13 protein-coding genes are annotated in these 15,424 nt (G+C 57.0%); 2 read left to right on the forward strand and 11 right to left on the reverse strand.

The features are described from left to right. Nucleotides 1-79 precede the first annotated feature (79 nt). From hisS to ndk, 6 genes are all read right to left on the reverse strand, one after another. Nucleotides 80-1,345, reverse strand: a complete 1,266-nt coding sequence (hisS, locus tag N7220_RS01395; protein WP_283149685.1) for a histidine--tRNA ligase — start codon at nucleotides 1,343-1,345, stop codon at nucleotides 80-82. 75 nt (nucleotides 1,346-1,420) lie between these two features. Next, nucleotides 1,421-2,704, reverse strand: a complete 1,284-nt coding sequence (gene ispG, locus N7220_RS01400) for a flavodoxin-dependent (E)-4-hydroxy-3-methylbut-2-enyl-diphosphate synthase (RefSeq protein ID WP_283151468.1) — start codon at nucleotides 2,702-2,704, stop codon at nucleotides 1,421-1,423. A gap of 33 nt (nucleotides 2,705-2,737) precedes the next feature. Then, nucleotides 2,738-3,625 (reverse strand): helix-turn-helix domain-containing protein, encoded by an 888-nt coding sequence (locus tag N7220_RS01405; RefSeq protein WP_283149686.1) that lies wholly within the window; start codon nucleotides 3,623-3,625, stop codon nucleotides 2,738-2,740. Between the two features lie 65 nt (nucleotides 3,626-3,690). Continuing rightward, nucleotides 3,691-4,419 (reverse strand): type IV pilus biogenesis/stability protein PilW, encoded by a 729-nt coding sequence (gene pilW, locus N7220_RS01410; RefSeq protein ID WP_283149687.1) that lies wholly within the window; start codon nucleotides 4,417-4,419, stop codon nucleotides 3,691-3,693. Between the two features lie 66 nt (nucleotides 4,420-4,485). Continuing rightward, the gene (rlmN, locus tag N7220_RS01415) at nucleotides 4,486-5,610 is read right to left on the reverse strand and encodes a dual-specificity RNA methyltransferase RlmN (protein ID WP_283149688.1); all 1,125 of its coding nucleotides are present in this window, start codon (nucleotides 5,608-5,610) and stop codon (nucleotides 4,486-4,488) included. Nucleotides 5,611-5,638: 28 nt separating this feature from the next. Continuing rightward, on the reverse strand, nucleotides 5,639-6,064 hold the full coding sequence (gene ndk, locus N7220_RS01420; protein ID WP_283149689.1) for a nucleoside-diphosphate kinase: 426 nt from the start codon (nucleotides 6,062-6,064) through the stop codon (nucleotides 5,639-5,641). Between the two features lie 180 nt (nucleotides 6,065-6,244). On the opposite strand from ndk, the gene N7220_RS01425 reads away from it, so the two are divergent. Further along, on the forward strand, nucleotides 6,245-7,042 hold the full coding sequence (locus tag N7220_RS01425; protein WP_283149690.1) for an SPOR domain-containing protein: 798 nt from the start codon (nucleotides 6,245-6,247) through the stop codon (nucleotides 7,040-7,042). A 100-nt stretch (nucleotides 7,043-7,142) separates the two neighbouring features. Here the strand turns inward: N7220_RS01425 and N7220_RS01430 are convergent, their stop codons facing one another. From N7220_RS01430 to N7220_RS01445, 4 genes are all read right to left on the reverse strand, one after another. Beyond that, nucleotides 7,143-8,294: an NAD(P)/FAD-dependent oxidoreductase gene (locus tag N7220_RS01430; RefSeq protein WP_283149691.1), complete on the reverse strand. Its 1,152-nt coding sequence runs from the start codon at nucleotides 8,292-8,294 to the stop codon at nucleotides 7,143-7,145. A 105-nt stretch (nucleotides 8,295-8,399) separates the two neighbouring features. Next, complete coding sequence (locus N7220_RS01435; RefSeq protein ID WP_283149692.1) at nucleotides 8,400-9,347, reverse strand: hydrogen peroxide-inducible genes activator; 948 nt, start codon at nucleotides 9,345-9,347, stop codon at nucleotides 8,400-8,402. After that, nucleotides 9,344-9,844, reverse strand: coding sequence for a disulfide bond formation protein B (locus tag N7220_RS01440; protein ID WP_283149693.1), 501 nt, complete (start codon nucleotides 9,842-9,844; stop codon nucleotides 9,344-9,346). Before N7220_RS01440 ends, N7220_RS01435 begins: the two co-directional genes overlap by 4 nt. A gap of 195 nt (nucleotides 9,845-10,039) precedes the next feature. After that, nucleotides 10,040-11,200: a patatin-like phospholipase family protein gene (locus N7220_RS01445; RefSeq protein ID WP_283149694.1), complete on the reverse strand. Its 1,161-nt coding sequence runs from the start codon at nucleotides 11,198-11,200 to the stop codon at nucleotides 10,040-10,042. A gap of 305 nt (nucleotides 11,201-11,505) precedes the next feature. Between N7220_RS01445 and guaB the strand changes: the two genes are divergently transcribed. Further along, nucleotides 11,506-12,972 carry an IMP dehydrogenase gene (gene guaB / locus N7220_RS01450; RefSeq protein ID WP_283149695.1) on the forward strand — a complete coding sequence of 489 codons (1,467 nt, stop codon included), beginning with the start codon at nucleotides 11,506-11,508 and terminating at the stop codon, nucleotides 12,970-12,972. Nucleotides 12,973-13,086: 114 nt separating this feature from the next. On the opposite strand, the gene N7220_RS01455 is transcribed toward guaB, so the two are convergent. After that, the gene (locus N7220_RS01455; RefSeq protein ID WP_283149696.1) at nucleotides 13,087-15,414 is read right to left on the reverse strand and encodes an extracellular solute-binding protein; all 2,328 of its coding nucleotides are present in this window, start codon (nucleotides 15,412-15,414) and stop codon (nucleotides 13,087-13,089) included. Between the last annotated feature and the right edge of the window lie 10 nt (nucleotides 15,415-15,424).

Here is a 15,424-nt window from a genome sequence, read left to right on the forward strand (position 1 = left end):
GCAGCCCCGCGCTGCATTTTTATGTTGATTGGTGATTCGTGCCGGTTCGCGGTGCCAGCACTCAATGTCAGGTTACGGATTATGCCCGAATTCGCGCGGCCAGGTCGGCCAAAGGCAGTGTGACCTGTTCCCCAGCCCCTTCGCCCTTCAGCGTTTTGAGATTGGCAACGTTGTTGGCAGCCTCTTCATCCCCGATCACCACCGCATAACACGCATTGGAGCCATCGGCTTTTTTGAATTGGGATTTGAAACTGCCACCACCGCCGTGCAACACCACATTCAAACCTTCCGCGCGCAATTTGATAGCCAGACCAAAAGCCAGGCGTGATGCCTGCTCACCCGCGTGCACCAGATATACATCGGGCTCCGGCTCGGGCAGCGCCACCTGTTGGGCTTCCAGGGCCAGCAAAATACGCTCGATACCCATACCAAAACCCACACCGGTGCATGGCTTGCCACCAAGTTGTTCCACCAGACCGTCGTAACGACCACCGCCAGCCACAGTACCCTGCGAGCCCAGATCGGTGCTGATCCACTCGAACACGGTGAGATTGTAGTAATCCAGGCCCCGGACCAACCGTGGGTTGATCCGGTAGGCAATCCCGGCATCGTCCAGCAAGGCTTTCAAACCCTCAAAGTGCTGGCGCGATTGTTCACCCAGATAGTCGACCAGCTTGGGCGCGTTTTCAGCCATTTCCTGCAAGGCCGGATTCTTGGTATCCAGCACACGCAATGGATTGGTGTAGAGGCGGCGCTTGCCGTCTTCGTCGAGGATGTCCTGGTATTTCTCCAGGTAGGCGACGAGATCAGCGCGATGGGCAGCGCGCTCGGCGACTTCACCCAAGGTGTTGATTTCCAGCTCGAGCCCTTTGAGGCCAAGGCGCGCCCAGAGATCGGCCAGCATGACAATCAATTCGGCGTCCACATCCGGGCCGGTAAAACCGAACGCTTCTACCCCCAATTGATGAAACTGGCGATAGCGCCCTTTCTGTGGTCGCTCGTGCCGGAACATCGGGCCGGTGTACCACAGACGCTGGGTCTGGTTGTACAGCAAGCCATGCTCAATACAGGCACGCACGCAACCTGCGGTCCCTTCTGGACGCAAAGTCAGTTTTTCCCCGTTCAAGCTATCCTCGAACGAGTACATTTCTTTTTCCACGATATCGGTATGTTCGCCGACGCCACGCACATACAGGGGGGTGGATTCAACAATCGGTGTGCGAATCTGGCGGTAGCCATAGGCGGCCAGCCAGGCGCGACTTACCGCTTCGAAGTGCAGCCACGCAGCACTTTCCTGCGGCAGCACATCGTTCATACCTTTCACACCCTGGATGGTTTTACTCATGGATATTGTTTTCCAAAAACAAAAACGGGCACGGATACGGCGCTGAGCCAGCATCCGTACCCGTGCCGCAATTGATCAGACTTGCTTGATCGGAATGGTTTTGTTGATCGCGTCAGCGGCGCGGCGCTTGGCCCCACCCTCGCTGTAACGCGTCAGCACGTAATCTTCGACGATGGCCAGAAACTCTTTGGCAACATGTTCGCCCTTCAGCGTCACGGTTTTCTGGCCATCAACATAGACCGGGCACACCGGGACTTCACCGGTACCTGGCAAGCTGATGCCGATATCTGCCAGTTTGGATTCACCTGGACCATTTACCACACAGCCCATGACGGCCACTTTCAAATCTTCAACACCCGGATATTGCAAACGCCAGATAGGCATTTGCTCACGCAGAAAGGTTTGAATGCCTTGCGCCAGTTCCTGGAAGACTGTGGAGGTAGTGCGGCCACAGCCGGGGCAGGCGGTAACCAGTGGCGTAAACGAGCGCAAACCCATGGTTTGCAGCAGCTCTTGCGCCACGATCACTTCTTTGGTGCGATCGCCACCTGGTTCAGGCGTCAGCGAAATGCGGATGGTATCGCCGATACCTTCTTGCATCAGCACCGCCAGCGCTGCCGACGATGCCACGATGCCTTTGGAGCCCATACCGGCTTCAGTCAGGCCCAGATGCAGCGGGTAATCACAGCGCCCAGCCAGATTGCGATAGACCGAGATCAGATCCTGCACGTGCGAAACCTTGCACGACAGAATGATTTTGTCTGGAGATAAACCCCAAGATACGGCCTGCGCCGCGGAATCCAGCGCCGAACGGATCAACGCTTCGCGCATGACCGCATCAGCAGAAAGCGGCTTGGCCAGTTTGGCGTTCTCGTCCATCAGGCGCACGGCCAGCGCTTGATCGAGCGAGCCCCAGTTCACGCCAATACGCACTGGCTTGTCGTACTCGACCGCTTTTTCGATCATGTACGCAAATTTTTCGTCTTTCTTCGAGCCCTTGCCGACGTTACCCGGATTGATCCGGTACTTGGCCAGTGCTTCAGCACAGTCCGGGTAGTCGCGCAGCAGCCGGTCACCGTTGAAGTGGAAATCGCCAACGATGGGCACGAAGCAGTCACGGGCAGCCAGCATGTCGCGAATACGCGCAACTTGCGCCGCTGCTTCCGGGCTGTTAACCGTGATCCGTACCATCTCCGAGCCTGCACGCCACAGGTCGTAGATCTGGTTGGCGGTACCCAGCGCATCAACGGTATCGGTATTGGTCATGGATTGCACAACCACCGGGTGATCACTACCCACCCAGACGTTGCCAATGCGGACCTGCCGGGTTGACCGGCGCGGGAGATTATCTGTAATCATCATCTTCGCTTGCTTAAACCTGCTTATCCAGACTTACTTCAGTTCCAGCGAGGCAACGTCGGTCTTCGTATATTGAGTCAAATCCACCGCCTGGCCACGCAACCAGATCTTGGTCTTGGGCGCATTACCAATGCGGACATGATACGGCGGCACACCGCCAAAGCTGCGATCAGTGCCTGCAGTCAGCAAATTGCTGACCAGTTTGGTGCCTTTGGCATCCACAACCTGCACCCAGGTATCGGCATCAGCCACAATGCGTAAATCACCATCCTCAACTGCCGATGCGACCGCTGCAGTCGCAACCACGCTGGCAACCGCAACGGGAACAGGCTTGGAAGCAGCCACGGCTACGGCAACCTGACTTGCACTTTCCGCCATTGTGGCAGCTGAAGCAACGGCCACTTCGCTAGCGGTTGCAACCACATCAGCGGGTGCCGAAGCCATTTCAATTTGTGGCTCAGAAGCCGTTTGTGTGGCTGCCAGCTCGGGCGATGGCGGTTGTTGCAAATACCAGAAAATGGCCGCAACGGCCGCGACAAACGCCAATACAAAACCCAGCCAGCCCAATACTTTGCCGCTACCAACCCCGCCACCACCGCCCAGAGAGAAAGAATTGCTCTCTTCTACGAGGTGAGGCAAAGCCACTTGCACCCGTTCCCGCGGCAGAAGCGACTCAAGGTCAGCCAGCACCGGCGCTGGGTCCAGATGCAGCAATCTTGCGTAATTGCGCACAAAGCCGCGAGCAAAGGTATTGCCCGGCAGTTGGTCAAAATGATCTGCTTCAATCGAAGCAATCTGCCGGGAAGACAACTTGAGCTGAGCAGCAACATGCTCAAGGCTCAGGCCCAGCGCTTCACGCTGGGCTTTCAAACGGGCACCAGGCCCGCTTGCTGGCGAGTGGATTTGTTCTTGTTCGCTCATTATGGATATTCCGCCGGCCCCCAGGGCAGCCGGTTGGGGTAAACAGGATCAGGTTCAGTCGAAAATCAGTTGAGTTGACCGCTCAAAAGGCGGGTTGTTTCAATTGAATCGGGATATTGGGTCTTCAGTTGCGAAGCCAGCCGGTTTTCCACCTCGGTATTACCCAGTGCATGTTCCAGCCGCAACCCCATCCAGGTCAATTGCGAACTCGGCTGAACCATTTTTTGCAATTCGTTGTAGTTCTGGCGAGCCAGCACATAATCTTTGGTGCGCAAACCCAGTTCAACCAGCTCTTGCCGCGCCGCCACGCTATCCGGCCGGTAACGCAAGGCCCGGGTGAAATATTCTTTGGCGTTTTTCTCGTCGTTGGCACTGGCGGCACACTGACCGGCATTGACCAGCGTTTTATCCGCATTGGCATACAGCGGGTTTCTGAGAGCAACCATGTAATGCAGGATGCCCTCTTGCGGCTTGGCGTGATTACACAGATACCAACCGTAATTGTTGTTGATGTCCGAATCGTCAGGAGAGTAATTCAGCGCTTGCTGGAAGTTCGCCACCGCCTGACCTTCATCATGCAATTCGGAGTAGATCAGACCGAGCATGCCGTAGGCGGCAGCGTAACGTGAATTGGCGGCCAGGGCTTCTTTGACCTCGGAAACCGCCACATTGTATTGCCCGCGTTTGAGGTACTCACCCGCCAACTGGGTATGCACCGCGGCACGACGATCGCTTGGCGACATTTCATCGTCAGAAGAAGCGGCATAGGCCTGTGCCGCCGTCAGGCATGTCATGGCAAAGCAAAGCATTGAAACCATGTACCGCCGGATCATTCCACTTCCCCTGTTTTTCTAGTGTTTTTATTTGAACTGAATCGGCCGCGTTTCAATCGTCTGGCGATTGGCTGTACGGCGCGTTTTGTCCTTGACCTGCCCCGCCAGCTGACCGCAGGCCGCGTCGATATCATCGCCACGGGTTTTGCGAACAGTCACGATGTAACCGGCGTTCATCAGGATATCCCGGAACGCGAGGATAGCATCACGGCCGGAACGGTTGTAGCCCGAATTCGGGAAGGGATTGAATGGAATGAGATTCAGCTTACAAGGTGTATCGCGCAACAGGGCGATCAACTCGCGGGCATGTTCCGGCTGATCGTTGACACCTTCAAGCATCACATATTCGAATGTAATGAAGTCTCTTGGCGCTTTTTCCAGATAGCGCTGGCAGGCCGCCAGCAGTTGCGCCAAGGGGTATTTCTTGTTGATCGGCACAATTTCATCGCGCAAACGATCATTGGATGCGTGCAGACTGACGGCCAGTGCTACCGGACAGGCGTCACGCAATCGATCCATCGCCGGCACGATGCCAGAGGTGGAGAGCGTAACGCGGCGGCGCGACAGACCATAAGCGTTGTCGTCCAGCATCAGTCGCAAAGCGGCGACCACGTTATCAAAGTTGGCGAGTGGTTCGCCCATACCCATCATGACCACGTTGGTCACAATGCGTGTGTCTTCATTCACCGGCACGCCAATGCGCGCCTGTTCTGCGCTCAGACGACGATTGGCCCACCACAACTGGCCAATGATTTCACCGACTGAGAGATTGCGGTTAAAACCCTGCGCACCCGTCGAGCAGAATGAGCACTCCAGCGCACAACCCACCTGCGAAGAGATGCACAAAGTGCCACGGTCATCTTCCGGGATGAATACGGTTTCGATGCCGTTACCGACGTTTACATCCAGCAGCCACTTGGTGGTGCCGTCGCTGGCCACATGCTCAGCCAGCATGGCGGGCGAACGCACAATCGCGTCCGCCGCCAGTTTTTCCCGAAAGCCCTTGGCAATATCGGTCATGTTGCCGAAGTCGGCTTCACCATGTTGGTGTATCCACTTCAGCAACTGTTTCGCGCGAAAAGGCTTCTCACCGTAGCTAACCATCAGCTCGGCAAGGCCCTGCGCATCGTAATCCAGCAAATTGACCGACATACCAGGTACTCCCGCGAATCACTACGCCTTAGCGGCTGTAGACTTCGCTAGCTGCGAAGAAGTAAGCAATTTCGATCGCTGCGTTTTCTGCGCTGTCCGAACCGTGAACTGCGTTAGCGTCGATGGATTCAGCGAAGTCAGCACGGATGGTGCCCTTGTCCGCTTTCTTCGGATCGGTCGCGCCCATCAGGTCACGGTTTTTCAGGATCGCGCCTTCGCCTTCCAGAGCCTGGATGAACACCGGGCCGGAAACCATGAAGTCAACCAGGTCCTTGAAGAAAGGACGTGCTGCGTGCACTGCGTAGAAGCCTTCAGCTTCAGCGCGGGACAGTTGCTTCATCTTGGCAGCAATAACTTTCAGGCCGGCGGACTCGAAGCGATCAACAATCTTGCCGATCACGTTCTTTGCAACTGCGTCGGGCTTTACGATCGACAGGGTACGTTCAATAGCCATTTAATTTAACACTCCAGGGTTGATGATTTGACTTGCGTGATTTCTACGTGTTTACTTCATGCGGCAATGCCCTTTGACATCAATTTCAAACGGGCATCACAGCTGAATTCCGGGCCGGAAAATCACGGCCCCTCAGCTAAATAGCCGAACATTATAACAAATTCAAAGACATTGCGGCAGATGAGCGACCAAGACGACCCCATCCTGCGTCAGGCGGAGCAATCCCGGCTTAAACAACAGCTTGCCTGGCGGCTTGGCATCGCCGCCGCTCTCATCGTTATCGTGCTTGCCGCCATCTGGTTTCTGGACCATGTGCAGCAAAATAACGACACTCCGCAACTGATCAATACACCGCACATATCTGCCATTGCCAGCGCTGTAGCCGAGCAAGCCAGCGTCCCTGCATCGGCACCGGCTAGCGCAGTCATTGCCAGCGTAACTGAAACGGTTGCTAGTGAAGCCGCCACCGCCAGCGCAGCAGCAGCGCAACCCACCCCAACAGCAGTTCCGACCCCAGCGGTGCCCGTTACAACCCAGGGCGGCAACGCTGCCACGCGCACTACTACAACACCCAGCCATTACACGGCGATAACAACCAGTGCACCGGTTGTCACTGGCGCCACAACGCAAGCACCCAGCAAAGTAACTCCGGCACCCGCCGTCACCAATACCAAACCGGTTGCCGCCCCACCCGCCCCGGCAGCCGAGAAAATCATCGCCGAGCAACCTGCCACTGTGCTCGCCCCGGGCAAATTTGAAGTGCACGCTGGGGCGAATGGCTACACCGTGCAAGCCGGCGTATTTCTGCATGCCAGCAATGCCGACAAACTACTCACCCAATTGCAAAACGCTGGCGTACCAGCCTGGCTGGAAACCCGCGTGCAAATCGGTCCGTTCAAGAACAAGGCCGATGCCGAGGCGGCGATTAGCAAGCTGCGCAAACTGGGTATAGAGCCGGTAGTACGCGAAAACCAATAACCACCGCATCAAGGTTGCGATGCATGACCATCTGCAACCTGCGCCAATCAAATAAAAAACGGGCCTATAGCCCGTTTTTTATTTGGCACTCCTGGCAACTTCAGCCCAGCACTGGCGGCAATTGCGGCAGTAGCGTCTGCCTTTCTTTAGTAGCGGCACCGCACAGCGCGAATCCCAACAACTGGCCATCACTTGCCACAAATCGGGCATCAATCCCGTCTTCGCTTGCCAGCACCTGCCACTCACCTGCAACGCCTGCCGCCGGCGGCGATACCACCGTCGGGCAGGCTGGTGTTTTCACCAGAACCGGCATCGCCGGATAGCGCAACATTGCATCCTTACCAGCCAGCCCCTGTGCCAGTGCACGTGCGGCATGCATGATCGGCATCACAAACGGCAAATTGAGCGACTCAATTTCGGCGCAATCGCCCAAAGCGTAGATGTGTGCATCGCTGGAACGCAGTTGCCGATCTACCACCACGCCACGCTCAACCGTCAACCCTGCAGCTATCGCCAGAGAGGTGTTCGGGCGCAAGCCAACCGCGGACAGCACCAGATCAGCTTCGATACGCTCGCCCGTGCTGAGTTCGACTTCAAAACCATTGGCCACTTTGGACACGCTACCCGCCATGGCGCCAAATACAAAACGCACACCAGCGGCTGCCATTTTACTGGCAAACCATTCGCCAGCCGCAGCTGGCAGCAAACGCGATAGCGGTGTGGCAGCCGCCTCAATGACCACGGGTTCTATCCCGCGTGCCAGCAAATCATTGGCAAACTCGCAGCCGATCAAACCGCCACCCAGAATAGCCACGCGTTTTACGCCATCAAGCTTGCTGGCAAAGTGGGCAAAGTCGTCCAGGTGATTGACCGACATCACCGCGTCGGCAGCGTCGCCGCCAAGGCGCAAACGAATGGGGTCAGCCCCGACAGCCAGCACCAGATCGCGATACGGCTGCACCTGCCCGTCAGACAGCATCAGCATGCGCTGTTCGGGCTCAATCCCTACGACTTCGGTACGCGCGTAAATGACGGCATCAAGCTCGGCTTCCATTTTTTCTGCCGACTTCATAACCAGCGTGGCAGCAGTTTTGTTGCCAGCCAGGGCGTTGGAAAGCATCGGCTTGGAATAAAAATCCGCACTGTCCCCGGCAATCACCACCAGCGGTGTTTCGGTATCCAGCTTGCGAAATTCTCGCGCCAGGTTATAGCCAGCCAGACCGGCACCAACAATGACAACAGGGGAAGCCATGAAACGTATTCTCCTTGCTCCGCTCAGACGGCGGACACTACTGAATCTTTGAATTGATTAAATGATCGACCAAACCCGCGCGGCAAACAGCACGCGGCAACTGGCTCAAGCGGCGACAGGCACCGCTAGTTCCGGCTGCAGAAACGTGACCTCTGGCAGATGGCTGGCCAGTACGGCGTTACGCACCGCCTCAACCGCCGCCAGACGCGGAAAGTTGCGTCGCCAGGCCAGCACCACCCGCCGCGTCGGCACCGGCTCGGAAAACGGCCGGATGCTTAATAATGAATCGTCCGCCGAGGTCACGGATGTAGCCGGCAAAACGGTCACGCCGATCCCGCCGGCAACCATATGCCGGATCGTGGTCAGCGAAGAGCCCTGCAACGTGCGCTGCAGACTGCCGGTGGGCAGGCTTTCACGATTCAGGTCCGGGCAGGTTTGCAGTACGTGATCGCGGAAGCAATTACCCGGCGAAAGCAGCAGCACGTTTTCTTCAGCCAGCATGGATGCATCAATCGTCTTATGGCTTTCCCAGTGATGCCCTTTAGGTGTAGCCACCACGAAGGGCTCGTCATAAACCGGTTGCGTCGCGATGCCTGGCTCGTGGAACGGCTCAGCGAGGATGGCGACGTCAATCTCACCCTGCTTGAGCATTTCCGCCAATCGAGCGGTGTAGTTTTCTTCCAGCAAGATCTGCATTTGTGGTGCGGCTTCACGCAAATGCGGAATCAAGTGCGGTAACAGATAAGGGCTGATGGTGTAGATAATGCCCAGCCGCAATGCGCCAGCCAGCGGGTCTTTACCTTGCTCGGCCAGCTGCTTGACCACCTGCACTTCTTCCAGCACCCGCTGCGCCTGTTCAACCACGCGCTCGCCAATTGGTGTCAGCGTGACTTCGCCAGCAGCGCGCTCGAACAGCGTAACGCCCAGCTCGTCTTCAAGCTTTTTGACGGCCACCGACAAAGTCGGTTGCGACACAAAACAGCTGTTGGCCGCGCGCCCGAAATGGCGTTCACGAGCCACAGCAACGATATATCGCAATTCCGTCAGAGTCACTTGCGGGCTCCTTGCCAGCTACGAATCAACCATGCTGCCACGATCAGACCCAGGAACATCACCAGCGTCCAGCATGGCAGGCTCAAACCCAAGAACTTCCAGTCGATCACCGCGCATTCGCCGTGACCCACCAGCACCGAACGGAACACCTGCAGCCACGGCTGGTTATCCAGCATATATTCCAGGCCAGGGCCGCACGAACCCAACGACGACTTATCGGTCAGAAAATACTGCAGATAGACTTGTCTTGCCGAAACACTGGCCCCGGCCAAGCCAACCAGCGTGAGCAAAGCGGGCCAGAACCAGGTGGCCCGGCGCAACGGAAAAAGCGCGGCCAGTAACGAAACCAAGCCAAACGAGATAATCCCCACGCGCTGGAAAATACACAGCGGGCAAGGGCTCAAAAATTCGTGATATTGCAAATACAACGCATAACCGATGGAGCCCGCACAGAGCACAGCCAGAGCAAGAAAGCCAAGTCGCCAGCGAAAATACATATGCCACCCATTGATCAGGAATCAGATTCAGAAGAGTTCAAGTAACTGTGCTGCGTGCGTATCGTGGGCCGACCGGGCTTCAAGATAATCTTCACAAACTGCCGAGCCGATTGTTTTTTTCAATCGTCATTCTAGCAGTAATGGTGCGGCCGCAGACAAGCGCTTACGCCGCAATCACCTGTCACAGCGCAAGCTTTAGTCCGCCAGAAAGCGCACCAGTTCGGTCCGCCGCGCCATGGCATCGCGGTACCCAAGGCGAATAAGCTGGCGAACATAATCGCCATGAAACAGCAGATAGCTGGACAACACCGAACCTTGTCGGCGAAAGGCGCCAAGACCACTGAGCAGAAAGCGCAAACCGGGCGGAAAGCGCTTGCGATGCGGCATAACCAGGCGCTCCAGCGGGCGCGATGGCGCAATGGTCAGCACTTCAATGGGTCGCAGCTCAGTACGATGTTCAGCCAGCACTTCGGGCGTCAGCAGGTTGATGGTTTTGTTGACGCGCTGCACGCGCTCCAGATCGGCCTCCATGGCATCCAGAAACACACTGTTTAATAGATGCCCTGCCACTTGCGCCAAAGATGGATATTCGCTGACCTTCTCTCGCGGCGGCTCGGCTTGCGGTGCCACCCCGACGACCAACATCTTGCGGGCACCCAAGTGAATTGCCGGGCTCAGCGGCGCAATCTGCCGCACCGAGCCATCCCCGAAATATTCGCGATTGATCCGCGCCGCCGGGAATACCAACGGAATGGCACTGGAGGCCATGAGATGCTCAACATCGATCCTGGCACGCAGGCCGATGCGTGAAGCACGCTGCCAGCCGTCTGGCAAATGCGGCGCGGCTTGAAAAAAGCTCACCGACTGACCAGAGGTATAACCCGACGCAGTAATAGACAGTGCCAGCAAAGCGCCTTCATCAATACTGCGCGCAATGCCGTCGAAGTCGACCAGACCAGAAAGCATTTCGCGCAATGGCGCGTTATCGAGCAAGGAGCGCGGATTATGTTTGCCCAAGCCACCAGCCAGCATTGAAACAATCCAGTGGGCTGCGCTTTTGGCCAAGCTGAAAACACCGGCGTGATAGATGCGATCTGGCGTCAATTCCAGCCACGAGCGCGCGAGGTGGCGCACTGCCTCTTGAAAACTGGATGCCTTGGAAGCCAGCCCGGCGGCGTTGATCGCCCCGGCTGAAGTGCCACAGATAATCGGAAAAGGATTGGTTTCTTGTTGTGGCTGCAGCCGGGCGATGGCCAGCAACACACCCACCTGATACGCCGCCCGCGCCCCGCCGCCAGACAACACCAGTGCGCAAGCGCCACGCTCACGTGTTGGCGTGTTCTCAGCTTCATCCATCTCACGTCTCCCCATTCTTGATAGCCGTTTTAACGGATTTATATTTCTTGTATTGGCCAACATACGTCCCTGCTCGATGGGCCTAATCGGGCACCACGGGCGAGCCCGGCGCCCCACTCCGACGCAGTGTCACAATATGCGTCCAACATATTGCACTGAGCCGGTGCAACGAGCGAACTGGACGCCGCCAGGCAGGCGTTTTCTGTACAAATTGCAACACGCCTCGTTAATTCGGCCATTACGACGGCATAGGCGTAAGTGATTTATCCCGGTATAATCGACTTTTGGCGTGAAAGGATTCGCACATGCGCATCGTGCAAAAAGCCCTGACCTTCGACGACGTTCTGCTCGTCCCGGCCCACTCTGACGTTCTGCCTCGTGATGTCAGCCTTGGAACTCAATTCACCCGCGATATCCGGCTGAATCTGCCGCTCGTGTCCGCTGCAATGGACACCGTGACAGAAGCCCCTCTGGCGATTGCTATCGCTCAGGAAGGCGGCATCGGTATTGTTCACAAGAACATGTCGGCCAAGCTGCAAGCGAAAGAAGTTTCCAACGTTAAACGTTACGAATCCGGCATCGTTAAAGATCCGCTGATCGTTGCACCGGAAATGCTGGTGCGCGACGTGCTGAATCTGACTCGTCAGCATCGTATTTCCGGCTTCCCGGTTATTGACTCCAAAGGCGTGGTTGTTGGCATTGTCACCAACCGTGACCTGCGTTTCGAAACCCGTCTGGATGTCCCGGTCGCCAGCATCATGACCCCGAAAGACAAGCTGATCGTGGTGCGTGAAGGCGCTTCCATCGAAGAAGCACGCCATCTGATGCACGATCACAAACTGGAACGCGTTCTGGTTGTGAACGAGGCCTTCCAGTTGCGCGGTCTGATTACCGTTAAAGACATTATCAAAACCAGCGAACACCCGTTTGCGGCCAAGGATGAACTGGGTCGTCTGCGTGTTGGCGCTGCGGTTGGTACTGGCGACGGCACCGAAGAACGCGTCACCTTGCTGGCGGAAGCCGGCGTTGACGTGATCGTGGTTGATACCGCTCACGGCCACAGCCAGGGCGTGATCAGCCGCGTGAACTGGGTGAAGCGCAACTTCCCGAACGTACAAGTGATTGGTGGCAATATCGCCACCGCAGCTGCTGCTCGCGCACTGGTTGATGCTGGCGCCGATGCAGTCAAGGTCGGTATCGGCCCGGGCTCCATCTGCACAACACGTATTGTGGCAGGCGTTGGCGTACCGCAAATCTCTGCCGTAGCCAATGTGGCTGAAGCACTGGCTGGCACTGGCGTGCCGCTGATTGCTGACGGTGGCATCCGCTTCTCTGGCGATATCGCCAAGGCGATTGCTGCTGGTGCCCACACCGTCATGCTGGGTGGCTTGCTTGCTGGTACTGAAGAAGCACCGGGCGAAGTTGAACTCTACCAAGGTCGTTCTTACAAGAGCTACCGCGGCATGGGTTCGCTGGGCGCGATGCAGCAAGGTTCCAGCGACCGTTACTTCCAGGAAGAAAACACCGCCAATGCCGACAAGCTGGTACCGGAAGGCATTGAAGGTCGCGTACCGTACAAGGGCTCAGTAACGGCTATTGTTCACCAGTTGATGGGCGGTCTGCGTTCTTCCATGGGTTATCTGGGTTGCGCCTCGATTGAACAAATGCACCAGAAAGCGGAATTCGTGCAGATCACTTCTGCCGGTATTCGCGAATCGCACGTGCATGATGTGCAGATCACCAAGGAAGCACCGAACTACCGCGTTGAGTAATCGGCCAGCCCGATGGTCTGACGTAAAAAAGCCCTGCACATGCAGGGCTTTTTTCATGGTTCGCTCCGAAGGGCAACGACCCAGAATCAACAATCCGGGTCGTTGCAGACTGCCTTAGCGTTTTGCTGCGTCCGCCAGCATCCGCGCCGCCTCGGCCGCACTCATGTTGGCATTGCGCCAGAACTTCATGGTGATATCAAAGAAGGCAGCGCGTACTTCTTCTGGCAAACACTGGCTATGCGCCCACGACGGCACCAGGACATTGGCCGATGCAGCTTGGGCAAATGACTTGGCAGTGTCTTGCGAATAGCCATCATAACGACGCATTGGCGTATCTGAACGCGCCGGTACATTGCCTTTGAAGAAGTTGAAAGACTCCTGCCCATCCTGACTCATCAACATGTTCACCAGATCCTGCTGGGCCCGCTGTCTGGCCGGATCTTTCTGCTTGAACATGATTAACGAGTCTGCGGCAAAGCTGAACTCACCCGCAGCCGCTGGTGCAGCCCAACCCATGTAGTCCTTGCCTTGATCCTGGTTGGCCTGCATAAACTCCGGCTTGGCCCAGTCACCCATGATCTGCATTGCCGCACGACCATTGATCACGTCCACGGTGGCCAGATTCCAGTCACGGCCAGCAGCATCTTCAGTGCAATAAGGCTTCATGCGCTTGAAGCGCTCCAGTGCGCGCACCATACCGGCACTACCAATGACTGCCGCGTCTCGTTTTACAAAGCAGGAACGATGGAACTCGGCGCCTTCAGACAGAATCACCGTCTCCAGCATGGTTGCGATCTGCCAGTCTTGCTCTCCAACTGCCAGCGCGGTAATTCCAGCAGCCTTGAGCTTGTCGCACAAGGCAAAGAAATCATCCCACGTACGCGGTTGCTGACCGTTCACCCGCTTGAGCAACGGCAGGTTAACCCACAAAGTATTGACCCGCGCGGCACCCAGCGGCACGGCCACATACTTGCCGTCGACCTGAATCATTTTATCGAGCACAGCTGGCAGGATGCTGGACCAGCGCTCTTTGTGCGCCAGTTCGTTCAAATCAGCCAGCACACCCGCTTGCGACCACTTGCCGATATTGATGATGCGGTTGGCCGCAGCAGTCGGCGCGTTGCCCGACTGCACGCGTGAATTCAACGCCGCCATCGGATCACCGCCACCAGTGCGTGCATCCATCCAGTGATGGCCTTGCGCATTCAGGCGGGTCTTGATTTCAAACACGGCCCGCGCTTCGCTGCGCGAAAGCCACCAATGCAACACTTCCACGTCGGCCAGTTGAAACTGCCCTACCGCTTTGAGCAAGGTTTTGGCGCGCTCATCAACGCTCTTGAGTGTTTCGCGCGCCTGATGCAGCGCTGAATCGGTCGCTTGCGTCATGCCGCTAACGCGCTCGGTAGAACGCGCCATCGATTCAGTCGCCGCGGACTGTTCAGCCGTAGCATCGGCAATTTGCCGAACCACGCGCGCCACCTGATCCATCCGCTCCGAGATGGTCAGCATATGCGTACGGGCGTGCTCGGCCTTATCTACGCTTTGCGTGACGCCACTGGAGGTACGGGTCATATCCGTGACCACGGCGTCGGTTTCGGCGTTCACCAGTTCAATGCGGCGAGCAATATCCACCGTGGCCGAAGAACTCCGTTCGGCGAGCTTGCGTACTTCATCTGCCACCACCGCAAAACCACGTCCCTGCTCACCAGCTCGGGCAGCTTCAATCGCGGCATTCAGGGCCAGCAAATTGGTCTGGTCGGCGATATCTTTAATGACGCCAACAATGCCGCTGATTTCGCGGGTGCGCTGACTCAGGCTATCCATAGTCTGGCCAAGCGACTGCATGGCCGTAGCCACTTGCGCTACTTCAGTGGAAACGCCCATCACCGCCTGCGCGCTTTCTCCGGACATCGACTGGGTATCGAGCACCGCTTCATCCACATCACGCGCATTGGCGGCGATGTGCGAAATACTTTGAGTGATTTGTTCGACCGTTGCCGCCGAGGCTGACGCGTGATCAGACTGAGTGCGGGTGTCGTTGGCGATCTGTGTGGTCACCGCAGTCAGTTCGTGCAGACTCAGCGCCAGCGCTTCCATTTCGCGCTGGATTTCGCGCAACACGGATTGCTGGTTGGTCACGAAGTGATTGAGCGGTCGCGCCAGTTCTGCCAATTCTCCAGACTCCGCAAAACGCACTGACAAGCCGCCCGCATCATTGGCCATGGCCGAAATGCCCTCTTGCAGAGCCGTCAGCGGCTTGAGGGCGAAACCACTCGCCAGCCAGCTACCCGCGCCAATGCCGAGCAAAGTCAAAAACGCCAAGCCGTAGGCCACGCCATCCAGAGCAAGGTTCTGCCCGAAAATCACGTAGCCCAGAGTCACTATAAATCCTAGCAATGCCACCAGAAAAACCGGCAGCACCAACCGCATGCGCATTGTCATGTTGTACCTC

Source organism: Silvimonas soli (genome assembly GCF_030035605.1).
GTDB lineage: Bacteria > Pseudomonadota > Gammaproteobacteria > Burkholderiales > Chitinibacteraceae > Silvimonas > Silvimonas soli.

What these genes read in the sequence shown, in the direction of transcription:
- N7220_RS01455 (WP_283149696.1), bottom strand. Translation starts at nt 15,414, where the DNA reads ATGACAATGCGCATGCGGTTGGTGCTGCCGGTTTTTCTGGTGGCATTG.
- guaB (WP_283149695.1), top strand. Translation starts at nt 11,506, where the DNA reads ATGCGCATCGTGCAAAAAGCCCTGACCTTCGACGACGTTCTGCTCGTC.
- ispG (WP_283151468.1), bottom strand. Translation starts at nt 2,704, where the DNA reads ATGATTACAGATAATCTCCCGCGCCGGTCAACCCGGCAGGTCCGCATT.
- ndk (WP_283149689.1), bottom strand. Translation starts at nt 6,064, where the DNA reads ATGGCTATTGAACGTACCCTGTCGATCGTAAAGCCCGACGCAGTTGCA.
- N7220_RS01425 (WP_283149690.1), top strand. Translation starts at nt 6,245, where the DNA reads ATGAGCGACCAAGACGACCCCATCCTGCGTCAGGCGGAGCAATCCCGG.
- N7220_RS01445 (WP_283149694.1), bottom strand. Translation starts at nt 11,200, where the DNA reads ATGGATGAAGCTGAGAACACGCCAACACGTGAGCGTGGCGCTTGCGCA.
- N7220_RS01405 (WP_283149686.1), bottom strand. Translation starts at nt 3,625, where the DNA reads ATGAGCGAACAAGAACAAATCCACTCGCCAGCAAGCGGGCCTGGTGCC.
- N7220_RS01440 (WP_283149693.1), bottom strand. Translation starts at nt 9,844, where the DNA reads ATGTATTTTCGCTGGCGACTTGGCTTTCTTGCTCTGGCTGTGCTCTGT.
- N7220_RS01430 (WP_283149691.1), bottom strand. Translation starts at nt 8,294, where the DNA reads ATGGCTTCCCCTGTTGTCATTGTTGGTGCCGGTCTGGCTGGCTATAAC.
- pilW (WP_283149687.1), bottom strand. Translation starts at nt 4,419, where the DNA reads ATGACATGCCTGACGGCGGCACAGGCCTATGCCGCTTCTTCTGACGAT.
- rlmN (WP_283149688.1), bottom strand. Translation starts at nt 5,610, where the DNA reads ATGTCGGTCAATTTGCTGGATTACGATGCGCAGGGCCTTGCCGAGCTG.
- hisS (WP_283149685.1), bottom strand. Translation starts at nt 1,345, where the DNA reads ATGAGTAAAACCATCCAGGGTGTGAAAGGTATGAACGATGTGCTGCCG.